Raw genomic sequence first — 24638 nt, 5'->3', positions numbered from 1 at the left:
ATGACGCTGGGACGACTGCGTGGCGCCCATGCAGTTGCGCCGCGCGCGGTGTTCAGAGGTCCCAAGAAACTACGTTGGCGAACCGATCGAGTCATTGGAGTGACGGAGCCAGATCGGTGAGGATCGGGTCGTCTGGGCCCAATAGGACGTCTTTGCGATTCTCCCGTTCGATGCGGTCCATGACCGATGTAGAGACCCCCAGCATGCGCGAAATGGAGGCTCGCGTCTGACCCTGCGCCGCCAATCTCCGGACAGCGGTGGCGTAGCGCGCCTCCCGCTTGAGACCCAAGTCCTCCCCCTCGAACCGAGACATCCAGTAGACGACGAATCGTCGCCGGCTCTCCTTGACGTGCGAGATGTACGGCTCGGCCAACTGAAGGCGCTTGGCGTTCCTACTCGTGAAGCCGTACATGTCCCGATCGAGAGGTGACATGGCACGAAGGGCCATTCGCGCCTCGCGTTGCAATTCCTCCTCGACCTTCGCGATGAGGCCACTTTCGTAGGCGTACTGGTTGAGTTGCTGCTGAACAAGTGCCACGAGTCCGGGCCTTGTGCCTGTCATCCGGCTAGCTACGAAGTCGCTGATGTCTGCTTCCCAAGGAAGCGGATCGAACTCGGGGTCCGCGGCCAGGTGAGTGACCAGCATCTTTGTTACCCGGTCAAGCGCTTTTCCTACGGTCTCGCGCCACACCATCCGCGCTGCGTAGCCGACCGACTCGGCGTCTTCGGCCGACAGGTGGGCAGTTCGTGCGTCCGCAACAGGGCTGGGGTTGCGCCCGTCGTAGTCCGGGTCCAGCACCAGTTGATCGACCAAGCTCTTCAGGTCGCGCCCAAGCTCTCGGTCACGGGCGTAGTCGTAGTAGAGGTAGGCCTCGACCCTGCCCAGGTCCGGCCGAATGGTCTCGGCTTCTCGTGCAAGCTGCTGAACGACCGGGTCGGGTGGTCGAGCGACAGGTACCTCCGGAGTCGGCGTCGATATCGGCCCTACATGCGGCTGCTGAGGAGTTGCCCGCTCAGGCCCAGTGTCAGCAGCCGGCGCGGGTACATGGCGACCGGGTGGCTCAGCCACTGGGGCGGTCGCCAACGCGGCGGGTGCGTCCGATGGAAGCATTTTGTAGACGGCGTCGAGCCGCGAACGGACGTTTGCACCAAGGCGGAGGATGCCGAAAAACTCTGCGGTCCGACGAAGGATGTCTTCGCCGCTCGCACCCGGGTACTCCGCCCGCACCGCGAGCATTGCATTGGCGATCTCCTCCGGGGCTACCTCGTCCAGGGAACGAGTGGCATCGGCGTCGACGTAGCGGATTCCGGTCCATGTCGCGGGGTCGAGGTTCGCCGGCCACGCGAATGAGCCCAGACGCCCCTTCCTGAGTTGCGCCCTGGGGACGAGGCGGGCAATGTCGTCCGCCCGAGCCGCCCGCACTGCATTGAGGCCGAATCTCCGTGCGACTATGCGTGTGAGCCTCGCCAACTCAATCGGGCCCTCAGCCTCGATCACGTCCAGGAGCTGCTCCCCAACGATGGCTGCCGCTGCCCGATCGGGCAGTGCGTCCAGAACCAGGCGGGCCCCGACGACGTTGGCGTGGGCGGCCACGAACTCACTGATCGACCCAGCATCGTCCGCTGCTGAGTGACTCCCGCCCGACGGACGCTGATCACGCTCACTGGCGCGGACGGGCGACTCGGACTCGACTGGTGGCGCGACACTGGCAGTTGCTGTCCCCTGTGCCTGCTCCAGCGGCGGCTCGAGGGCGCTCGGAGACTCAACGGATGGTTGCGGCGCAGCAACATCCACTGGAGAGGGAACCACCTCCAGCTCAGATTCAAAGGACTTTGCACCGGACGTAGCCGCGACCATCAACGACCTGTCCTGACCTTCCGGGCCAAGGGTCGCGGCCTCCGACGCCGAGATGGCCTCGGGAGGGCCATCCTGCCCCGGTTTGGCGACCCCGCCCTTCAGTGCGATTTCTGCCCTGTCCACTTCGGCAAGGATGCGAGCGAGTACCTCTTCGCGGTTCTGCAGCCACATCGGCCACCAGATGCGAGCAACTGTCGGCCAGCCCATGAGGTTCTCAAGCACCTCCACCGGAAGGACGTCACGATCGGAGACCGTGTTGCGCTTCATCCAGCTCTCACCGTCCAGCAGAACGGGGAGGATCGGCCGCTGCGGGTTCTCGGGTCGCGCGAGAACGAGGTCGAGCCTGAAGTTGGACATGCCGACATCTGACATCACGTGAAGGCCCGCGTCTCGCAGTGCCGCCGCGATGTCGTCACGGTGCCGATCCCGTATTGCGATGCGGTGCGCGATCTCGGCCCCGTTGCCCTGAGAGCCCGCTGCCTGCGCGTCCATCAAGAACTGCTTGAGGTCCTTCGGTCCTTGGTAGGTCGATCCGGTGACGTCGAGCTCGTTAGAGGCTGGGTTGAAGGAGCAGAACACGACGTTCTTGCGGCGCGCGCGTGTGACGGCGACGTTCAGCCGTCGCTCACCACCGGCATTCGAGAGCGGGCCGAAGTTGGTGGGGACCTTGCCGTTCGCCTGCTTGGAGAACGCGATGGAGAAGATCACGATGTCGCGCTCGTCGCCTTGGACCTGTTCCAGGGCCTTCACGAAGAGGGCCTCGCCTCGGCCCATCTTGGACTCGTCGAGGACGTCGGCCACCTTGGGATCACCATCGGCGAGAAGGAGATCCTCGATGAGCTGCCTTTGCTGCTCGTTGAACGTCACGATGCCGACCGAGGGCAGGGTCGGCGCTGCATGGACGAGGTCGCGAACGTACTTCACGATCTCGGCTGCCTCGAATGGGTTGGTGTTGGAGCCCGCAACGATCCCATTTCCGAGGTCAACCTTCGGGGCGCCCGCACGGAGGTACATGCCCTTGTCGCCGTTCTCCGTCCAGCGCACCGGACGGAACTCAAGACCCGTCTCGGACGAGAGCAGCGTGGGTGTCGGGAAACTGCTCAGGTCGCCTCGGTAGTACGTGCGGTTGCTGAAGGCAATGAGGGCCTCGTCCTGGCTGCGGTAGTGCCAGTTGAGACTGAGCGTGGGAACGCGAGCGAGCTCGCACTCGCTGAGGATCGACTCCTGGTCCTCGAGGATCTCCTCCGCATCCGGGTCGTCGATCTCGTCGTCGTCGACTGAGCCACCGCCGACCTTGCGGGTGGGCGGCATCTGCTTGCTGTCACCAACGACGATCGCGGCGCGGGCCCGACCAAGCGCTCCAACTGCTTCGGGGACAGTGATCTGCGAAGCCTCGTCGAAGATGACGAGGTCGAACTCCATGACACCCGGTTCGATGAGGTCGACGACAGACGACGGGCTGCAGAGCACGAGGGGCGTGAGTTCCTGGACAGCTTCGCCGTACTTCCGCAGGATGGGGCGGGTTCCGAGCTTCCTTGTGGTCTTCTCCAGTTCCCGAGCGAGTCCTCCAGTGCGCGAACCAAGGCCGCCGCCACCCCTGCGTGCCATGATCCGCGCCGGCCCGTCGGTGACCCATTGGTTGCGCACCTGCGTTTGGGACTCGGAGTAGGACGAAACGCGTTGGTCATGCGCAACAGCGTCGAAACGGTCGAGTCCCTCGGTGGTGATGCGTTCGGCGAGCGACGCCCGTGCGACACCGCGCGCGAGCGCATCTTCAGCGGTGTAGGCCGGCAGAGCGCCTTCGAGGATCTCGACTCTCGCTTGGTCGAGGCCGGCGGACCTCATCGGCTCAAGTTTGCGTACGAGAGTGCACCACCGCTGTAGCGGCACGAGCCGCTCGTGGTCCACATCTCGCCGCCAGGTCTCCTCGACCCGGCCCACTGCCGAGATCAGCGTCGCATCGTTTCGCCAAGCCTCGAAGTCGGCGACCTGGATGGCCAGTTCGGTCCAAAGGTCGCTCCACGCGGCCGCATAAGCGACCAAGGCCTCGGACTGCCCAGCCAAGTGGCCAGCAACTGCAAGGTCGTTGACACGTTGCGTCCACTCGCCCCCATCACGGAGGCTGGCAGTCGCATGAGTGAGTTCCTCGACCGCTACGCGAGCGGCCGCGAGCGCACCGGGCATGAACGCGTTTGTCGGCACAGTCCCCGACAGGCCCGGCGTGGCGGCGATCGCGGTCCGGACTTGTTCGCCCGCATCCATCGCAGCAACGAGGTCGGCCAAGAGCGCCCGAGCGTTGGCCGGGTTGAGGTCCATGCCTGCGGGGGCCACGGCTGCGAGTGGAGCGATGGCTGCTGTCTGGCGGCCCTTGCGTCCCATGAAGCCCGACCCCGTGGCGGCGTCGAACTGCTGTGCGACGCTGCGCAGGTCGAGCCCGAGTACGTCAGGAGCGAACCCGCTCAGCTTGCGGGTCCAACCTTCGACTGCTCGCTCACAGGCAGCGAGCGTTTCGGCGGAGCGTGCCGGCCAGCTCGAGTCGAGCACTCCGACCAACTCATCCCCAGATGGGAAGGTGGGGTTGGCTGCTGCCGCCAGAGTGTTGAGTTGTGCGGGCCGGGTCACCGAGTCGAGGGCCTCGCGCAATGCCCCGGTGTGCGAAGCTGACCACGATACGCCCGTGAGGATGCCGCGGACTGCGCCACTTACGCGCTCAAGGTCAAACGGGTCGCCCTCCCCAACCCCGGCGAGCCGCCAGGGATGGTCGGGACGAACGCCCGCTGCCGCGGTCCACCGTTGGAGGTTCTCGAAGAGGCTCTTGAGCGCGCCGATCTGCTCGGCGTTGTGTGCGACGAGGGTCGTTGGAATCGGCATCGACGGGCCGTCTTGGAGCACGAGCAACTCATCGTGCGCGCTGTAGGCCGAGAGTCCTGCTGCGTTGGGCTTGTGGAGTTGTTGCGGGTACTGGGTCAGCTCGAAGCGCGCGTTCCTTAGCTGACGACGAGCACTCTCCATTGCCAGGTTGTCTGGAATGACCGTTGCCGTCAGCGAGCGCTTGAGCTGGGCGCGTACCTCGCCTGCGTTGGAGCCCTCGTGGTGAAGGTTCAACGTAAAGGGGCCGAGACCAATTGCGTCCAATCGCCGCTGCACCACGGCCAAGGCGGTGCCCTTCTCAGCCACGAAGAGAACACGGAGACCGGTGAGTAGGCATTCGGCCACAATGTTTGTGATGGTCTGCGATTTGCCGGTTCCGGGGGGCCCTTGGAGGACGAAGGTGCGCCCTTGCCTCGCCCAGAGGACGGCTCGCTTCTGAGTGGAGTCGGCCGGGATGGGGGCTTCCAGCCGCTCCAGCTCATCGTCGAAGGCATCGTCATGGGCAGCGTCGCCAGCCGCCTCGATCGCGGGGTCCTCGAAGGTCTCGGTGGGCGTGTGGACGAGGTGCTTCACGAGGGGGCGTTCGAAGAAGTGGTCCGCATTGACGTTGAGGTCCTGCCACATGCGGAACGCAGAAAGATCCAGCGTGGCGAGGCGAGCCTCCGCTGCGACATCGAATGGTAGGCCGCGATCGGCAACGGCCTTCCGCACCTCTGCTAGGACGCCGTCTACGTCGATACCGGCGCGGTCAGCCAGGGGCTCAGCGAGTCCGGGGATCGTGAGTCCGTGCTCCCGCCGCAGCCACTCGATCAGAGCCGCGTTTGGAGTGGTCTGCTGAGAGGAATCGAGTGAGAGCGTGAACTCCTGACGCCCTCGAGAGGCGGCGATGTTCACCGGAATAAGGATCAGCGGCGCTTCGGCGAAAACACCCGCCTTGTAGGGCCAACGGAGGAGTCCGATGCAGAGGAAGAGGGGGTTCATCCCTCGCTCATCGCGAGCAGTCTTGGCGCTGTGCGCCATTGACCGGATCTCCTTTGCGAAGGTCGCCGAGCCGAGGGGCCCGAACTCGCCTCGCACACGGCCGAACCTCTGAACGAAGATCTTCCGATTGCCGAGCTGCGCGACGAGCTCTCGCCGGTCGTCCGTCTCCCCCGACTCCACGAGTTGCAGGGCGTTGGCTATGTCTCTTGCACGCCATACCTCAGGGACGTCGTAGCCGCTGTGCAGGCTGAAGGAGACGTCCTGATTGAGCTTGTCCTCTAGGAGGCCGAGCGCCTCGCGCGGGAGCACGAGGGGCTGGACGCGCGCGTTACTGCCGAGGTTGAGGAGTGAGTTGGTGGCGTTGAGGCTGAAGAGTGATGACTTCCATGTGCGGTATCGCGCGGGGTGGCTGTCTACCTGGCGCTCGGGGAGGACTGCGTCGAGGGAATCGGTGGCGACCTCCGTCACCGCAGGCGCACCGCCAGCCCGGTATTCGATGATCTCTGTGACGCCATCCGTGCGCTCATTGATGGCAGGGAGCGGCGAGACTCCCTCACGCCTCGCAGCGGCCACGTCCACAAGCCCGATGAACCCCGCTTGGAGCCCCCTCGCCAGGTTTTCGTAGCGAGCACGGCTGCGCGCATCTCCAGCAGACACGTTATTCCCAGCGGTGAATGTCGTCGTTTCGATGATGCCAAGCCAGCCGCCCTCTACGAGGGCCATCACCATTCCTGGGTTCGAGACGACTGGCGTCCCCGGGTACCACTCCGGCTTGGAGCCTCGCCGCTCGAGCTGCGGGTCCCGCCGCCAGTAGCCGGCGAAGATGTGCCCCGGGATGAAGACAAGGACCGGGTGGAGGCCGACCTGTTCGATAACCGCTGCCATGAGCACGGTCGTATCCATGCAGGTGCCAAGTCCGGCCTTCGCAACCTCACCGTGGTCCCGGATGCGTTGACCCGCAGTTGTGTAGTCCCACCCAGGCGGCGGCTCCGAATAGGAGATGGAACGAGCTTGGAGCGCTTCATAGATGGCCGCCACCGTCGCGTCGGCACGTTCCTCTGCCTGGGCGATGTCTTCTATCTGGAACGCATGAAAGGAAGAGTCGCCAGTGGCTTTCCCGAGGAAGTCGGCAGCCTCACGCGAAACGGCCGAGATCTCGGGGTGATTTGGCCGTACGAACGAGGCCAGCAACGACTCGCCTAGACTGGTCCGGCCCTCACGGACGTTGATGGCGTGCTTGAGCGCCTCAAGCTCCTCGAGCATGTCCGCGATGTCGGGATGCTCAGGATCCTCCTGGACGAGCCCCACGAGTTCACCAAACCGGCGCTCCATACGCACCCGCTGGTCTGAACGACGCGGATCACCCTGCCAGAACCAAAGGTCCCGCGGCTGGATGTCTAGCTCCTCGTCATATCGAGCAAGCACACGACCGGAGCCGGCGTCGTCGAGGGTGATGACGCACTCGGCACCCCGCCGCTCCTCCACCTGCGACATGACCCGAGCGGAGAGTGGCACATGGACACTGCCAAGGACGGAGGTGCCTGCGTTCAGCGAGCCCTCGAAGGCGAGCTTCGTGCCGAACTGCACGTCCGCGTCGCGCACTACAACGCTGATTCGAGCGTGCTCGATTGGCTCTACGACAGCGACGGTTAGATCCGAGATCTGCGGGATGCGTGCGGCGGACGACGCCCACGACCATTGATCGCTGATATCCGCGCGAAGGCGCACTTCTACAGTCCGGACGACCTCAGCCGTGGATTCGTCGGCCGGTGCATCGATCGCCTCTTCGGAGAAATCGACCTCCGCTGTCTCGTGTGCCGCTATTGGCTCTTCGACAACCGGAGCTGCCGCGGCTGCAGGTGCCGGGGTGTCGGCGGACTTGGTCCAGTAGTCCAACGCCGCGCGCATCAAGTCGATGACTTGGCCGCGGTCGGCGTGGCTGTGCAGGGCTGACACATCAGCCACCAGCTCGCGCTCACCATCGAGCCACGATGGCCTGATCTCATTGACGAAGGAACGCCCCCGAATCGCCTCCGAGTCCCCTACGAACGGAACGATGCGGAGTTCGGTTCCCTCGGCCTCGACGAATGTGATCGTGCTGGACGTCTCTTCGACCGCGAGCCAGCTTTGGTTGTCTCCGCGCACGATCTCGGCGCGCGACCCAGCGTCACGCGCAAGCGCCTCTGCGAGGTCCGTGACCAGAGGGTGCAAAGTGGCGCGGGCCTCTGAGGTCCGGTCGGTGGCCATTGCATACCCCTCGTTCGTCTTGATCCCCGTCATCCAGACCTTGTATACCAATCGGGCCGACATAGCGCGTGGAGAGCACCAACTCAAGCACACGGTTTCCGCCGCGAGACATGTAGGCCGTGAGAACTTTCGACCGGATGAGGACCGCTCGCCATTGTGACGGAGACATCGCTGCGTTGCCCCGGTTTCGGATGCGTTGACACGCCACCCACCGGACATTTCGCCGTGCGACAGCGCCGTAATGGACGGATACGCTCGCTGTCCAGAGCCGAGCGTGAGCGGGATCGCGGATACCTAGGACCCATTGTGGAGGGGCGCTATCGCCTTACTGGGGGCCGACCAGGCCGAGGATCGCTCCTAGTCTGACAGGCGACTGCTTGACTGCCCACGATCGTTTGTCAGACGGCGGCCGTCGCGGTTGGTTTAGGAGTGGGACGGAGTATGTGGACGGGTCCTGCCGGCACGGTTCGCCAGGCCTAGCCGGCACAAGCGACGCCAATAACGAGTGTCGATCTCGCATGTCGGGTCAGGGCTTCGCTCATCGTCTGATGTTGCGGTCGCTCAAAGCCAGGATGTATTTGCCTGCGAATGCTGTCCCGCCGTCGGGGTGCTGTCGGGCGACGGTCTCGGCTCGCAATTCTCGAATAGTGACGGACTTCGTGTCGCTGAATACGGCTCGAAACTCGGCGAACCGTCGCCACATCGCCTCGTGCTGGACCGGCGCGCACAACGCGAAGACGATCTCGTCCGCTTCCCCCTCAGCGACCAGCATGTGCGCCAGGGCAAGGTTCCGCATTGGCTGGCTGCGGCCAGCGCGCACCCAGCACCCACCGTCATCGGCGCGTGGGGAGGGTGGGACGAGCTCGACCCCCGCGAGGTACTCGGCGTACCGGCGGTGTCCGTATCCGTGGTTGTTGACCTGAAAGCAGCGGCCCGGGTCGCCGCCGAAGAGCCCTGGCCGGCCACACACGTCGCGGTCGATGTTCTCCGGACTGGCAAACGCGCTGCAGGTCCCGAAGTTTGGCTCGCCTAGCTTGACCTCAATCAGGGCCGCGACCCTACGGCCGTCATCGGTGGCGCCACGCAAGAGCACGTCGACCTGGGTGCGGTGCGGGCTCCGTTTGGACGCCTCGGCGAGTCGGTCGAGGGTGTCCTCGTACTCAAAGAACGGAGCCTCCACTTCCTCGACAACGAGCCCCAGGTGGGCAAACACGGTCCGAACACCGTCCGCTTCGAGCGGTGCGAACAGGTTGAGTGCGAACGCTTGGGAGCTGCGCACATGGCGCACGTACCGGTGCGCCAGACCGCGGCTGCGGATGTCGGTCAGTGCCGAGAGCGCGCCCGGCAGGACTGCGGCGGCGTCATCGGGATGAAACAGGATCGGTCGGCTCACCCGGTTCCCTGCCCGAGCCTCGACGTGAGCTCCCCTGGCCACCGCGGTCCGACGACCGGCTTCGAGACCAGCGCGCTCGGCTCCCATATGTCACGCGCCGGAACCTTGGTCAACGACAGCGTGTCCGCGGTCGGTTCGGCCGTCAGGTAGACGCTGACGCGACAGTCTCCGGCCAGGGCCTCGATCTGCCCAGCCAAGTAGCCGTTGAAAGCGGTTCCCGACTCCCCCGCCCCCAGAACCAGGTGGATGGGTGCCGGCGTTCCTCCAGCCGGGGGGTACCCCAGAGGCGTCGGGATGATGTGCCCCGCGTCCTTCAGTTGGGAACGGATCGCTGCATCGTTCGCCCGCACCCAGATCGCGTAGTCAAGCGCCTGCAGGACCACCTTGGGGTCGTGACCGATCTTGGTCTCCACGACATGCAGAACCCCCGCGGCATCGACACCGAGGAAGTCAATGAAGCCCGACCTTCCGAACGGAGGCACCGAGGACGTGATCAGGCCGCGCCACGCAGGGAACTCGCGCCACAAGTCCGTCAGGCCAAGCGCCTCGGGCTGACCCTTGAGGGTGGCTTGGAGCTTGTGTTCCCGCATCTGCGAGGTCAAGCTCCCGCCATCCTCGATCGCAAGCGCGACCTTCGCATTGATGACCGCGATCTCACCGAGGGTCGGGGCACCGGTGAACGTCTTGTCGAACACCTCCCGGCCCGGCTGCGGTGTCTTGTACTGGACCCCTGCCCGAATGCGCAGCCCGCCCTTGGTCTCGGAGGCCTGCAGCACCTGGAGACCTTCGTGGTGCCAAGAAAGGTATCCCCCGCGATCATGGCCGACCAGCCCGATCTCCTGAGTGTGGATGTTGTCGAGCCACGAGTCGTGGCCAGCCTTCAACGCGCCCTTCTTCGGCATGCGCTCGGGCAGTTCAGCCATAGATTCCAGGATGGCGAAGCGACCAGGACTACGCACCGGCTGGGGAACGCTGTCCTCCATGCCGGCGAAATGGAACACACGAACCTCGGTCTCGAGCCAGCCAATGCGGGAGATCGCCTCGATCACCATGTTGTCAGGCACGACCAGCAGCAGGTCCCGGTTGTGCTGCCACGCCAGACCGTACGCGAGCACCTCGTCGGTCACGGTCGGCTTCTCGCCAGGGGTGATGACGGCAACGAGGCTGCCGTGCTGTGGATCCTCAAACCAATGGGCGTACTTGCTCATTCGTGCCGGCGCAAACGGCGTCGGCTCAACTTCCAAGACATGCGCAGCCGCGCGATGTGCCGTCTCGGCGTACGCCGCCCTGTGGTCCCTCATGACACCCACCCTTCCGCCACCCACCGACATGTCTCTTAGAAGGTAGGCCCAACGGCGGGGGCCCTAGGGTCGAACCGAATGTTTGAGCCTGATAGCTGACGCCGGTAGTGGTGGAGCTCCTGGCTGGCCTCGGCTAGTTTTGGGGACGTGAACGCCTCTGGGCTCCGCGTTCAGAAGCAGGCGTCGCAGCCAGGTGAGCAGTATGCGGCCCTGGTGTCTGCCGCATGGGTGCCACCGAGCGTCGTGTTCCTGGTGGCCAGTCGCTACGGCGCGTTCGCTGTCATGTCGCCGGAGCTGTCGCAAACCATCGAACGAGCCGAGTTGGGGGCAGTCACTGGGGCCTACCGTGTGGGGGCGGCCGTCGCGGACGCGGTGAACGTGACCACGATGGTCTTCGCCGAGGATGGAGCGGTCGGAGTCGGTGAGCCGACTCGTGCTGCACCTGCCGAATCGCCCCCCGGCTGGCTCGAGGCTGCGTCGGCCACGTTAATGGACCACGATGACGCGGTCCGCCGGAGGATTCGCGCTCAGCTTCAGCGGACGGAGGCCGCCCGGGAACGCGCGGCTGTCAAGCTCCTGGCGCAATGTCAGCGCCCCGTCGGGGAGCGAGCGCCAGCGGTAGAGAGCTTGACATTGAGGGTCTGGGGACAGCAGGGCGACTCACGAGTGCTGTTGAAGGCAGACCGAGACATCATCGGGCGCCTCTACCTTTCCTCCCACGTCCTGGCGACCGACAACCAGGACGCCAGGCACGCGGCTGCCATGTTGCTCGAGGCCAATGGGCACCATGTCCTACCGCCACTTCGTGGCTGGGACTCGTCACCGACCGCGAGTGCTCGAGTCGACGGCCTTGGTGGGGGTCGCGAATTGACGGTCCGCCTGCTTCCGGAGCAAATGCACCTCGAGCCAGCGGTCGCGGGTGTGCTCTTCCCTAATGGCCAACTCATGTGCGCCGCCAACGCTTGGCTCGACACGGTCACCGAGGTCCTCGAATGGCATGGGCTTGAGGTTTCGGAGCTGATCGGGTTCGAGGCACCACACGGGTATAGGCCTGACCTCTACCACAAGCTGTATCCTGACCTGCCACCGCCGCCGTCCGGCGGCAGTCGGCTGCCAAAGTCCTACACAGTCGATCGCACGGATTTCGACCCGGCAGATCTTGTCAGGGTTCTGCCGCGGCGGCGGCCAAGACGGAAACTGACTCCTGAAAGTCGCAGACTGGTTCCCCGCCTTGTGGCCGCCGGGGTCGAAGCGTGTCTTCGCGGCTCTGGCCCTTCGCGGTTCGAGGAGAGCCATAGCGCGCACAAGTGGTGGGGGCATCGCTCCGGTGTGTGGACGGCCTGGCAGCTGGGAGCCATAAGCGAAGCGATCGCCCCGACTCCGTTGCCGCCGTCGGCGGCCGCTGCTGTCACCTGGGCTGCGGGTATCTCACAGATCCACGCCCCCGTTCTAGCTTCCATACGGCTTCGGACGGTTGACCCCGCGTGGTGGGGTGACCTCCCGTGGGTGGACGGCCCCCGCAGACGTCGCGGCAGTGGCGGATCTAGGCCAGGGCACCAGCTGCACCAGCAGTTCCTCGCGGAGATGTCGTCCGCTCAGCTCGCTTCGTGTGGGCAGCCTGGACTGAAGGACCTGCTCACGGATCGGAGCCGACGTCGGGCCCTGACCGAGCCGGACCTCCCCGTGGCATTCTCCCAAGATGACCGCGGCAGGCTTCTCGTCGCCACGTCCGCCCTGATTCACGCCGGCCTACTCGACATGGAGCCGGACACGCCGCAGACAGGGCGCTGCGTCACATGTGGCCGGCTGTTCCTCTTCGACTCACTGTTCATCCGGTCTCTGTTGTTCACCGGGTCGGTCAAATACTGCGCCGAGTGCGTCGAAGATGCGCTCGCAGGGAGTATGAGCCCGTGGACGGAGACTAGGAGCCGCGGCGCCCTGGAATCGATCCGTCAGCTCGCAGCAGCAACCGGGGGCCCGCCGGCGCGGGAGATGCTCACGGCGCCGTTGACCGGCCTGCCCGCCGATGAGGTCACCCGGCAGCTGCTCCTCCGCATCTGCCTTCCGCGCCCCGGTTCGGATGAAGGGCCGCGCTGGTCGTGGACCGAGTGGCTTGAGAAGAGCGGAGTGATGACCGACGGCTGGAGGCCCTCCTACGGCCTGTATTCGACCGCGGAGGACGGGCATCCGTGTCGGTCGCTGCTCGAGCGGTACATCGACGACTACTTCTTCAGCCGCGGCATGCCGCACGAGGTTGAGCCCAGCTACCCCTACGACAGCGAACTCAACCCGAACGGCCGCCGAGCGGACTGGCTGGTCGCCGGGGTATACGTCGAGGCCGCAGGTATGGCTGGCGCGCCCACCTACGACGCGAAGATGCTGGCGAAGCGCGATCTGGCCGACCGGCACGGCCTCGAGCTGATCGTGATCAGGCCCTCCGACGTAGCTGACCTCGACGCCGTCCTCGGACACCTCAAGTCCCACCACGACAACCCGGAGGTCCAGCGGTGACGGAGGAGAGCCCCCAAATGCCAACGTTTGCTCCTTGGGCAGCGCGACCGTCGCCGTGCCCACAGTTTGCCGACGAGGGTTCAGAACCGATTTGGGTCCGTTACGACGCGAGCCACCCGTACTGGCAGACGCTAAGGACCCGAACCATGACCTCTGCCTTCGGCGCGTCCGCTCGTCACGATCACGGGCATCTCTGGGTCCCGCTACTCATCAATCCTGAGCTTCCCGGTCCGGCCCTATCGACGACCTGGTGCGCCAAGCCGAGTCCCTGCGTAGGCTGATCCGCGAATAACCGCCATCCACCAAGATCACGCTCACCTGTGAGCGATTCGCATGCGCGCTCGTCCGTGTGAGCCGCAGGTAGGAAAGTTTAGGACATTTCGGGGTCTGTCCTGCGGGCGCCTCCGTCGATGGTGCGCGGTCAGTAGTCGAGCCCCTTCCTCTGCGTCGCAGATCCCATTTGAAGCCTGCTGGCAGTCGATGGCACACACGTAGTCGGGCGCGGAGGGCGGACTGGTCCACTCGCATTCAAGTCAGGCCGTGAGTAGCGCAAGGCTTGCGCGCCTCACCTCATCTCCTCTCTCCTGCCACCACTCGCGAAACGGCGCGCGAAGCCAGTCGGCCATCTGGGGCAAGACCCCATCGGGCTCGTCAGCCAAGAGGTCTGTCAGTTTCGTTCGAGGCCACCCCCAGTCCGGGGTGTGGCCGGGGATCCCAAACGCCATGAGCAGCGACATCGCGTCTCCATTGCGCGCCCGCTCCGCAAAGGCCCGTTTCTCCCGATCAAGCCTGGCCAGTCTGTCTGGCTCCTTGTAGCGCAGCTCTTCCGAAAGGGCCAGACGCGTATTTGCCGCTCCCTCCAAGATGTCTGCAGGAGTCAGGCCCGCGGCCGCCGCCAGTTCGATCATGGGGCCACGCAAAGCACCTATCCGTGTATGGGTGGCGAACCTTGACAGCGTGTCCTCCAATTGGTGCAGACACGCATACCCCTTGGGGCAGTAGACCGGCTCAACATGGCGCTCTGGCCGCAACTCCGGGCGGCGGGCAGTCCTCCAGTTCCCGGCAGTCAGCAGCAGCCCGGCGCCACAACTGGGACATTGGGTCGGAGGTTCCACTACTTCTCTACCGGGGGGCTGTAGCTGACGCCGATCCATCTCTTCCCATTTGGAGCCAAGCAGTCTTCGACTCCACGGGGAGCGAAGTAGGAGATCGCCGACAGCGACCTCAGGGGAGACCGTTGGCCAAGCCCAGATCTTGTCGGCGCTTTCGCCACGGAGTCGTGCGCGGCGAAGTAGGAGGCCGTCAGCCCCAACCGTGCATCCGATAGACATGACCCGTCGAACTGTCCCGCTGCGGCGCAGTTCGGTTTCATCGCGGCCCATCGTCCAAGAGAGCCTCTGAGCAATCTCCTCAGCCGATGGGCGGCTCCGGGGATCCTTCCTGAGGCAGGGAAGCACGATGTGGGCCATGAATGTCGGCAGTGCCTCAAGATTCGGAACGCCGTCAAGAACGCGCTGCATGCTCGCTGGCCCGCTGCCGAACGGCATGTGGCCGGTCGCCGCCACTGCTAACGCCACACCAAACTGCCAGACATCCGATGCCGGACCCCCGCCTGTCGGACCGATCAACTGCTCGGGCGAGAAGTAACCAAATTTGCCAAAGACCTCACGACTAAGGCTTGAATCCATGCCTGTCTTGGCGGCTCCGAAGTCGATGATCATTGCCGAGTTGCGATTAGTGACCATCACGTTGTCAAGCGTTAAGTCGCCATGCGAAAGCTGTGGGATCGACGCGGTGGAGACACTATGAATGTCCGCCAACCCGTTCGCAACATCGCGGAATATCGAGAGCAAGTCGACAGGGCTGATTTCCCTGGTTGTTATGGCTACGTCCAAGGGATCGCCAGGTACCACCTGATAGGCGATAAAGGGGGGATCAGTTGAGAGGTCGTAGTCCCAGACCCTTGCAACAAAGGCACTTTCGACTTCACGGGCGCCGTCAAGTTCGCGCCGGAACCTGACGACGTTTCCAACCAGTGGCACCTTCAGCGCGTACTGATATCCGCGGTCATCCTCCGCCAGAAAGACGTGCCCTTGCCCTCGTGCGCCCAGCATTTTGAGTAGCCGATAGCCGCCGACCACCTCCCCTATGCCAACCAACGCAGCTCCTCCCCCGCAGTTCCAGCGCAACTTCCCAAGCTCAGGCGTAGAACGGTCTGGGCGCGCACAACTTCGTGCTCCAGACATCCTGTCCGATACATCCCCGGCCAGCGCGTGTCTCGATGGGCGACGACTTCACGGACAGTGACCTCAGCCCCCACTGGCCGTGGGGGCTGAGGTTGACACTAACCACCTCCGCCCGCCGTGCGTTCAAACCCTCGCCATGAGCTCGCTCCGGCGACGCCAAGTCCGCAACGGTGACTTGTGGAGATTGATGATGGGCCCAGCTGCCTTGGTGACGATGTCAAGGTCGATGGGGGCACCGGATATCCCTTCTCGAGGTAGCAATAGCCGCCGGCGCGACCCGGCGCGGTGGAGGCCGGCGTCGAAGGGAACTGACTCATTCGTGGCTGATGCACCTCCCGTGCTCTCTAGCCTGACAGGGTTCAGCGCGTAGTGCAGGAGCCTGAGGCCAGATCAGGATGCCGGTGGTTCCGCGTCGGTGACGGTCTTGTCGATGCCCAGCCGCATCCGGGCGTCCTTGAGGCCTGCGTCGGCTTTGCCACTGGCGAGAAGGCCTGCTGGGTCCTGGTATCTGAAGATGGATGGTGTGGCTGTGCTGACGCTGGTGACCCGGTAGATGTAGTAGCGCGACCGCTCGCGCACGGCTGTCAGCAGCTCGGCCTTGCTGATGGGAAATGCCTCGGTCGGGTCCGCGCTGGTGGTGGATTTCACCTCGATGTAGATCCGCTGTCCGTCCGCGTCGACGCTTTCGATGTCGTAGGGGGCAAAGGGGTTCTGCTGGGAGACCCACACCACTAGGTCGTCGTCGCCGAACTGCCGGACCCGCGCCTTCTCCCGCTCGAAGGCGACCTCCTCGCCGCGGTGCCCAATGGTCCTTTTCAGCTCGTCATCTCGGGCGTGGTCCACGGGCCCGGAGGGCCCGAGTGACCCCGCGGTGGTGCCTGTCGTTGCGGGCCTGTCCGTCCGCTCGACCGCGTCGGGGTCGACGCTGTGGATCTCGACGCTCTCCAGGTCGATCGGCGGTAGCGCCTGTGGCGCAGACCCTGCCGTGGCAGTCTTGGCGGGCGTTTGGAAGCCGCCTTGGACCCCTTCCGTGTCAGGGGCAGGCGGCTCGCCCACGGGCTGCTCCAGGACGCTCACGGTCTCAGGCAGGAAGTCGACGAGTGCCTCGAGGTCGTCCTCATCGGCGGGCAGGTCGAGTTCCTGTCTGAGTCGGTCGATCTCCGATGGGTTGATGCGGCGCGCGGCCAGGTAGCGCCACCGGTCCGCGTCGGTGCTGGTCATGAGCACGGCGAAGGCGTCTCCTTGTGCAGCGACGCTCAGGTAGTTGGCGAGCTGGGGCCCGAAGACATACCAGTCGGGCGCTGCCGTGGCTGGGTCGAGTTCGAGGTATGCCGTGGCAACGTTCCGACGGATCGCCCCCCGGATCGTCTCGGTCCGGACCGCCATGTGGGCCACCGCCTCGGGGCGCTCGACCACGATGCCCTCGTAGGTGTAGCTGAGGATCAGTTCCTCGCACAGCACGAGCTCTAGAAGGTTCAAACCGCGGATGACCTCGCGTTCGCGCGAGGGAGCTGTGGCGATGGCTGCGGCAGCAAGGAACGGCTTCACGCGATTGAGCAGCGCGCGGACCCCCGGCAAGGCATCGGGCCGAACGCGTCTGGGTAGCGGTGTAATGGCCACGCCGCCGCTGGGGTCGTCCAGAACTCGTAGCCCGAGCGCCGCGAACAGCCGACGCAGGTCCCGGTCCCCGTCGAACACCGGGAAGTGTTCCTCCCACGTCTCGGCCAGCAGTGGGTCGGCGGTCACCACCGGCGAGGAGTCGAACACGGTACGGCCGGCCCGTCGCGCGAGCAGCGGCACCTCCCCTAGGTCCACGTCCGTCCCGTCGTCGAGTACGTCGTTGAGCCTGCGCATCGCCCAGCGCGCCGCCTGGCTGATCTCGCGCTCGTCCGGGTCGGGGGCCTCGTGGTCGCGACGCAGCCGGCGCAGCAATCCCGCCAGATCGGGCCCAGAGGGTCTGGCGGCATCGGTCACGCCCAGGCGAGTCGCCAGCTCGACGCCGGGGCCAATGACCATCTGCCTGGCCAACAGCGGGACGCGCCGCGCGACCCCGCCAGGCGTCTCTGGGGCAAGTCGCCAAGCTTGTCCAGGAGCCACGAAGGCGACGTCGTCGCCCAGCCTGGCGGGGACCCATTCGGGCCGAGTTAGCTGATACATCAGCAGCGAGGGCGCAGTGCGGTCACGGAGGCCAGCATGTCCTTGGTGCTGACAGTGGAAGGTGGCCCGTGTCGCTGCCTGATAGTCCGATGCCCAGTTCGCCGCCAGCGCACTCCACAGCAGCAACAGGCGGGCCGGATCTTTGGTGGCGGCCAGCGCCTCGACCCGGTCGAGCGCGTACGAGGCACGGAGCTGCTGGCTATAGGAGTGCCCCTGCTCGCATCGTGCGGCCGCTTGCGTGCGCTCCTCTCGCCACCAACCGTCCCAGCTGGTGACTCTGTGATGCGGGTGGCGAACCACGTTTTCGACCTTGTAGGTGTCACGTGCCTCGGTCTCGGCTTCCAGCACCTTTGGAGATCCACTAACACCCATCCAGGTGAAGAAGGCCATGTCCAGGGACCGCTGCTCGGACTCCTCCGGAGGCAAGGAGTCGAGGAACTCATGCTGGCCGAAGGGGCCGTAGAGACGCTCCAGATCGCTTGATCCGGTCCACTCGGTGCCGTAGTACAGGCGCTCGGCCGCCACTAGCTCCGGTGCCCCGACCCGCGTTGATGACCTGGCCGGGAGGAGCACAGACCGGATGCGCCTGAGCAGCGCATGGTCACCCCCGCGCTGGGTCTGGTGGTACACCCGCAGACCGCTCAGCGCTTGGGTCCTCAATTGCGGCTCGGTGCCAGGGTCGAGTAGCAGCGGTAAGAGGTAATCATTGAGCAGCTCGCGCCATTCGAAGTCGCGGACGCCCGTTGCCCGCAACAGCTCCTCGAGCCCTTCGACCGGTGGAACGTCGAGAATCGGGACGGGTAGTTCGGGTGGCACGGCGATGTCTTCGCGCCGGCGTGGAAAAAACACCTTGTTGGAGGGTGCGATCCAATGGCCGGCAGCAGTCCGGACTACGGGAACCTTCGACAGCGCCGCGGCGAATGGCCGGACCCCTGCGCGTTCGGCCCATTCCACCAACAGGCGATAGAAGTCAGCCGCGCCCGCCTCGTCGGGGTGCCGCAGCCGCGCCAGCGTGTCGGCCAGCGCGTGCACCCGCGAGCCCAACGTGGCCGACAAGAAGCTGGCGGCACCGGGGTCGGACTGGATGGGCAAGGCTACCAAGTCGGCCCAGCCGGTGAGATCGAACCGGTCAGCGGCGCCGAGTTGGTCTGGAAGGCTAGTCGGCAGCAGCGCGCCCGCACGCGGCGTCAGGTAACCGCCGGTTGTGTCGCCGACGAACGCAACATCGCCCAGCTTCTCGAGCATGCTGGCCTGCATCACCGCCCCAAGTCCCACTCCGTCCTTCTTCGGGGCCAGAGCCACCACAGCCGCAGGGTCTGACGGGAACCGTCGCGCAAGGGCAGGGGCGACGACAGCAGCCGCCAGATCCGCTGCCTCGTCCAACAACCAGGCGTTGTAGGGCGATGCTTCGGGCGTGGTGGCCAGCCGGCGGCGGTCCAGTTGCAGGCTGAAGTCCCCGTGCATCAATATCGGCAGCCCTGTGTCCTCCTCGGTGGGGAAGTAGACATGGAGCGGATAGGAACGCCCCGTGGATGGCCGGGAATCCTCGCCCAATGGCACCGCGACCGCGACGCCGACGGTCTCCACCTCGCGCCAAGCGTCCTCGAGCCGGTCAAGCAGTTCCCTGCGAGCGACCAGACTGCGTCGATACACCAACCAGTGCTCGATGGACGCGCCTACCTCGAGCAGTACCTCCTCATGATCGCCCTCGGTTGTCCGGGTCGCGACAGCCGTTACTTTGGGCCCAGCACCGACAAGTTCGAGCTGTCCAATACCTGTCAGCAACACGAGTAGACGAGGGGTCAGGCTCTCGAGCAACTGCCTCGACACGTCAGCGCGACGCACATCGGGTCGGAACGGAAGCCGCAGAATGGTCGTGAAGCCATCCGCGTGTGCGTCATCCACCACGCCTTCGTCCGACCCGAGATCAGCGTGGTCGAAGAGGTACGGAAACGCGTACACCGGCAGCCTTTGGCTGGGGTCAAGGTCGCCGGCGATAGCCGCGACATCGCTGCGGACACGCACCTGGTCAAACCCGAACTGAACCCCGTCGGAAAGGATCTGCGGTGTCGCAGATATCTCCCCGACAGACTTGAACCCAAGACCCTTGTACCCGACGGACTTCCGTGGGTCCTTCGACGAACGCCCTAGGCCGCAAATCGCGCGAATCTGATCAGGGCCAAAGCCTGTCCCGTTGTCCGCCACGATCAATGACTCAGGCGTCAGGACGAAGCGGACCCGCCCCTCCCGGCCTGCTTCGACGGCCGCGTCGCTGGCGTTCTGCAGCAGCTCGAACGGATACCGCCCGGCATACTGCCCGCGGACAAGATCCTGAGCCCCACCCCGCTCGTCCAGCGTCTTGAGAATGTGCCCCCGCCGGCCGGCCTGGACCTCAGATCGGAGCGACTCGAGCTCATCGGCGCGAAGCCGCTCAACAAGACTCATGTGTCTGGCCCAACGTTTTGTGGTGGTGCTTGTAGCCGGCAGGTTCCATCCGCTGTCATTGGGATCCCTCCCGCGTGGCACATGAGGACTCCGTCAGATCTCATTGGCAGCGCGGTAGCCAAAGCCGGTCGGCGCAAGGTCGAGCAGTCGGTCGAGGACCTCCTCCGTCTGCGTACCCCACATCTTGCTCAACAGCCAGGTGCTGTCCTCATCCACAAAGGGAGCCTCGGAGAACCACCTGCGCCCACGCCCCTCGGTTTGAGCGTGTTGCTGGGAGAACTGTTCCCAGAGAGTCTCGCCTTCAAGGTGCCCAGGCACGGCCATCATCTTCTTGGCACCGACGGCCCCCGCGATTGTCTTCGCAGGGGTTCCGTGGTCATGGAGGGCCCGGGCGAGTTTGAGGATGGCCTGCCGCTTCGGCAGCGGCTCGGTCTCTCCCTCGGGCGTCCTGACCACGTACTTCGTGAGGTCTCGAGTATCTGTTGACTTTGCGTCCCGAGCCGCAGCTTCGCGCTTGCGGAGCCGGACCATGAGCTCCTCGGCTTCGGGAAGCGGAATCACCTGCTGCACGTCCAGAAGGAGGCGACCCTCGTGACGGTACGGTCGGAGGCGAATGCAGGTGATGTCCATGCCATAGAACTCGTTGAGCCACAGAACCGTCGTGGTGATCTCCTGACTGAAGTTCGCAGCCGCGAGGATCACCCCGACCTCACGACTGACGACAGGTTCGTCCAACTCCACAGCGTCCAGCCACTCGATCAGCCTTGCGCGGGCAGCATCGACGTTGTGCTCGGCATCTCCAATGGCCTTCAGGTGGCGGGCGAACGTCGCCGTCAGTTCGTCGAAGGTCATGATCGAGACCATCGCCGCGTACCGAAGGGCCTGAAGCTCCATGTGCCCACCGTCTTCGGTGCGCTTCAGTTCAACGACCACCAGTCGGGCGCCTCGGTCGACACACAGGAGGTCGATCCTGCGGTGGGTGTCCTCGAACTCGCCGAACTCCTCGGCCACCACGAGGAGCCCCTCGTCGAGGACTCTGATGTTGTCGCGAATCGCCGCTTGCAGGTGCGCTCGCTCAAGGACCTTCTCCGCCGCAAACGTTGTCTTGGGCACGGCGACCAGCGCCCCATCGGTCATGTCAAACAGCATCGTCGGTTCCCCTTTCGCGACAGCTAGGGTCCCGTACGGTCCCAGCGTCGGACATCCCAGACCAGGCCGGATGGACGCCCAGCCTCCGGCTTCCCGACCCTAGCCGGTAGACGCATCGCCGGGGGCCCACTCCCCGGGTAGGCGGTAGCTCNCCGCCACGACGCCGCGACCAGACCCGCCGGCTCGATGCGGCGGGCGCTGCTGCTCACCCGCCACCTATTGATCGTCGGCGCAACTCCCACCGACGACATTGTCTCCCAGCTCGCACGCGAGGTTGATGTGTGCCACTGCTAAGCCCTGACTAGCTGTTCGACCTCCTCGGGTCGTGAAGGACGAGCTACTCGTTGGCCGACGGCGAGGGAGGGCTCGAGCGGCGCACTTTCTTGGAGGCGTACTTCGCGCCCATGGCTGTGGCTTTCCCAGTGAGACGAGCCACCTCGACCACGTCGTCCTTCGCGTCGAGAGCCTTTCGTTTCGCCTCGGCCCGGGTCTCGGACAGAGCCGGGCGGGTGAGGTCACGCCCGATAGTCGGGACGGGTGCACGTGCCGCCTCCGCGAACGCTTCCAGCTCGTCAAGGGCACGGTTGGACGCGACCTCCATGCTGGGGATGGCGATGAGGTGGTGGACCTCGAGGGGGTCGATGGTGCGGACTCGCTCGATCCGCTCTACTGCAGCTGCCACGAGCCGTTCGTCATGAGCCCTCTGGGACTTGAGAGACGAGCGGGCCTCACCCAGTGCTGACTCGACGTGACCCGGGTCGGTCTGCCGCACGCGCTCCAGACGGAGGTACTCCCACAGGTGGAGCGCCTGCTCTGCTACCAGGATGAGCTTCAGAGTGCCCCCTACTCCATCGGTAGCGCTGAGGCCCTCGACGGCGGCCTCCCGCTTGGGCAGCCGGGCGTCAGGATCGATCGCATTGACGGTCTTGATGACGTAGGCGCGCATCGACTCCAGAGCGCGATCCAGCTCGATCCCGGCGCCGGCTACGGCGTCCCAATCGGCATCCAGCAGGTGTCCTCGAGTGGCCGTCGCAGCCACCACTCGGTCCAGGCGACGGTAGGCGCCGACCACATCGCCCACCTCCCTTGCGCCGAGTCTGCGCTGGAGGTCCGAGACCCTCTCCTCCACCTGCTCGACGGCGGCCTCGACGTTCGCGATGGCCGTCCGCAGCGCCATGGTGACGGCGGCAGTCTGGAGGGCCAGCGCTTGCTCGGCTCCGAAGGAAACCGTTTCGAACGAGAGGTTCCCAGCGAACCGGCCGTTGTCGCGAACGTAGCCCCGCAGAGCTCCGGAGCTGTCCGTCTGGGCTCCGAGGCGGCTCAGCTTCTCCAAGCTGGCGGCGGTTGGTCGCAGGTACTCCTGTGCGGTTACTGCAATCGCGGCCACGCTTGCGCCTGCGGCCGTGACGTCAGCCACGCGGGACGCGACCTGGCGGTGCGCCTCGATTTCAGCCGGTGTCAACAGTTCTGCAAGCACCGTGTCCACCGCTTGGGAGCTGCCGCGGACGAGCAGTCCGCCGTCCTCGTCCAGGAACAAGGTGACCTCAGCGACAGAGTCCTCAGCGAGCCGCTCACTGCCCTCCATCACGTCAGAGCTCCTTCATTGAGTGCGGCGCCAACGACATCGGCGATTTCGTCATCACCTCTTTGGCGAAGCTTCCGTTCCACTTCTTCGGGCGCGACATCCATTGAGCGTCCTAGTTGCTCGATCAATGAAGTCGAGGTCGCGACTCCATCGGGGGCGATTTCGAGAAGCTCAGCGATGCCTTCAGCACCACCGAGGGTCTTCGGGGCGAGGGACACATCGGCGGTACAAGCAGCGCCGTCAACGACGATTCGGAGGCGATCTCCCTTGTCCGCTCTCAACTCTTCGGCGTGGGCACGCAGGCTGCTGATCGTAGGACCCATGTGCGTGGTCGCAGTCCAGGTGATACGGATGTCCCGGATGGGGGTCGCCAAGGTCTCGCTGCGGCCGGGGTACACGCCTATCGCAGTCGCCACCTCAGAGGGGCAGAAGCGCCCGCTACCCCGGAGCAGGTCGTGGTCCACCGGAAGGTGCCAGACGAACTTCCTCGGCCCAAGCCGGTATAAGCCCTTGACGTCGGAAATGTTCAACGACGGCGTGTACGGCTCGTCGGCACGCCGTATTCGCAGGAGGTCGCCCTCCCGGATGAAGATGGGCGCGCTCGCATACGCCGAGACTGATCCCGCGTTGATGGAGTGGCGCTCTTCGAGGTACCGGGCGAGTTCCCCCACCGTGCAGGAGCCTTGGTCCTCGAGCCGCTGCACCATGGAGGCAACAATCCCGCCGTACTCTGGCAGCCCCCAGGCAGTCAGCGCGAAATCACTCTTGGTGACCCGTCGGAACCGGTCGTCTTCCATCAGCCTGTTCCTCAGTCCTCGAACGCTGATGTCGCGATCCAGGCGATGGGCGATCTCGGTGTCGCTCATGGGCACGCCACTCACGCACAGGACCGCAATGCTCTGGTCGACCATGTTGGCGGGCCAGACCACGAGAATGCCAAGGTGTCGGTTGAGGCCCTGGACTTGGCCAACGGCCCATTCGAGGTGGTCATTGACGACCCCTCGGCTTTGAAGCAGAGCGCGCAGACCGCTCTCCGCGACCACTGGACCGCCGTCGACCAGTGGAATGTCTTGGATAACGGGCCAGACGAAGTTCCGCCGGCGAATCACACCTTCGTCCCGTTCCCAGACCATGTCAGCCAGGTACAGGAGCAGACCGAACTCCTCCGAGTGGCCGCCATCCTCACCAACGAGCGGAACCTCCGAGTCGGGGGCACAGGCACCAAGGCCTCCGTCCAAGAGGTGCAGCGCCCACCTCACGCTTCGTCCGTCATCCGAACTCAACCACTGCTGAAGGCGGCCCTTGAGTTTTCCCTCGAGCTGTCGGATGCGTTCGCGCGTGACACCGAACTCGCTTCCGATCTCGTCCAACGTCGAGTTCTCGAAGCGAACCAGCCGACGCTCGAGCACGACGCGATCACGAGCGTCCAGAGTGCCAATCCACGACCGCAGGTCGCCCAACGGATCGAGGTCCACGGGAGGCAACGGGCTCTCAAGGATTTGGCGAACCGAATCGACGACGTCTTCCGGCCCAACACCAGCGGCCAGGCAACGAACGAGATCCCCCACCGTCACGGCCCCGGACGAAAGACGCGCCCACCCAACCAAGGAGGTGAGGTCCTGCACAGAGTCCGCCAACAGCAGCGCAGCGCCCTTGGGCTGAGTCGCGGAACCGTCCAGCAGGAGTCGCTTACCGAGCAGGTCCGTGGCCGCGGCATCCAGTCGGCGCGTGAACATGGACAGCCGTTCCACTTTGGTGACGCCGAACCCGCTCCACGTCGCGATGTCCTCGGGTCCGATCGCAAGCAGGTCTGCCACTGTGTGGATGCCATGACGCTCGAGCCACTCCAGTTCGAGCCGTTCGCCATGGGTACGGATGAGCGGAGCCACCTCGC

9 protein-coding genes are annotated in these 24638 nt (G+C 65.1%); 1 reads left to right on the top strand and 8 read right to left on the bottom strand.

Features of this window, described 5'->3' with window-relative positions; translation table 11 throughout:
* Nucleotides 1-91 precede the first annotated feature (91 nt).
* From ASG95_RS09890 to ASG95_RS09880, 3 genes are all read right to left on the bottom strand, one after another.
* The gene (locus ASG95_RS09890; RefSeq protein ID WP_162259387.1) at nt 92-7990 is read right to left on the bottom strand and encodes an AAA domain-containing protein; all 7899 of its coding nucleotides are present in this window, start codon (nt 7988-7990) and stop codon (nt 92-94) included.
* Between the two features lie 505 nt (nt 7991-8495).
* Entirely contained in the window at nt 8496-9350 is an 855-nt protein-coding gene (locus ASG95_RS09885; RefSeq protein ID WP_057377337.1) for a hypothetical protein, read from the bottom strand.
* Nucleotides 9347-10651, bottom strand: a complete 1305-nt coding sequence (locus ASG95_RS09880; RefSeq protein WP_157581901.1) for a hypothetical protein — start codon at nt 10649-10651, stop codon at nt 9347-9349. Before ASG95_RS09880 ends, ASG95_RS09885 begins: the two co-directional genes overlap by 4 nt.
* A 147-nt stretch (nt 10652-10798) precedes the next feature.
* Here ASG95_RS09880 and ASG95_RS09875 point away from each other — a divergent pair, with 147 nt between their 5' ends.
* Nucleotides 10799-13162: a hypothetical protein gene (locus ASG95_RS09875; RefSeq protein ID WP_057377335.1), complete on the top strand. Its 2364-nt coding sequence runs from the start codon at nt 10799-10801 to the stop codon at nt 13160-13162.
* A 533-nt stretch (nt 13163-13695) separates the two neighbouring features.
* On the opposite strand, the gene ASG95_RS20850 is transcribed toward ASG95_RS09875, so the two are convergent.
* The 5 genes from ASG95_RS20850 to ASG95_RS09850 form a co-directional block, all read right to left on the bottom strand.
* On the bottom strand, nt 13696-15321 hold the full coding sequence (locus ASG95_RS20850; protein ID WP_162259386.1) for a serine/threonine-protein kinase: 1626 nt from the start codon (nt 15319-15321) through the stop codon (nt 13696-13698).
* A 477-nt stretch (nt 15322-15798) separates the two neighbouring features.
* Nucleotides 15799-20010: a sacsin N-terminal ATP-binding-like domain-containing protein gene (locus tag ASG95_RS09865; RefSeq protein ID WP_057377333.1), complete on the bottom strand. Its 4212-nt coding sequence runs from the start codon at nt 20008-20010 to the stop codon at nt 15799-15801.
* Nucleotides 20011-20103: 93 nt separating this feature from the next.
* Nucleotides 20104-21159, bottom strand: coding sequence for an endonuclease NucS (locus ASG95_RS09860; RefSeq protein ID WP_057377332.1), 1056 nt, complete (start codon nt 21157-21159; stop codon nt 20104-20106).
* Nucleotides 21160-21496: 337 nt separating this feature from the next.
* Nucleotides 21497-22747: a hypothetical protein gene (locus ASG95_RS09855; protein ID WP_057377331.1), complete on the bottom strand. Its 1251-nt coding sequence runs from the start codon at nt 22745-22747 to the stop codon at nt 21497-21499.
* On the bottom strand, nt 22744-24633 hold the full coding sequence (locus ASG95_RS09850) for a sigma factor-like helix-turn-helix DNA-binding protein (protein ID WP_057377330.1): 1890 nt from the start codon (nt 24631-24633) through the stop codon (nt 22744-22746). The genes ASG95_RS09855 and ASG95_RS09850 overlap by 4 nt, the downstream gene beginning before the upstream one ends.
* Between the last annotated feature and the right edge of the window lie 5 nt (nt 24634-24638).

The organism is Phycicoccus sp. Soil803, from assembly GCF_001429685.1.
Taxonomy (GTDB): domain Bacteria; phylum Actinomycetota; class Actinomycetes; order Actinomycetales; family Dermatophilaceae; genus Pedococcus.
The sequence above is the reverse complement of the archived record's forward strand: the minus strand, read 5'-3'. Positions and strand labels throughout refer to the sequence as shown.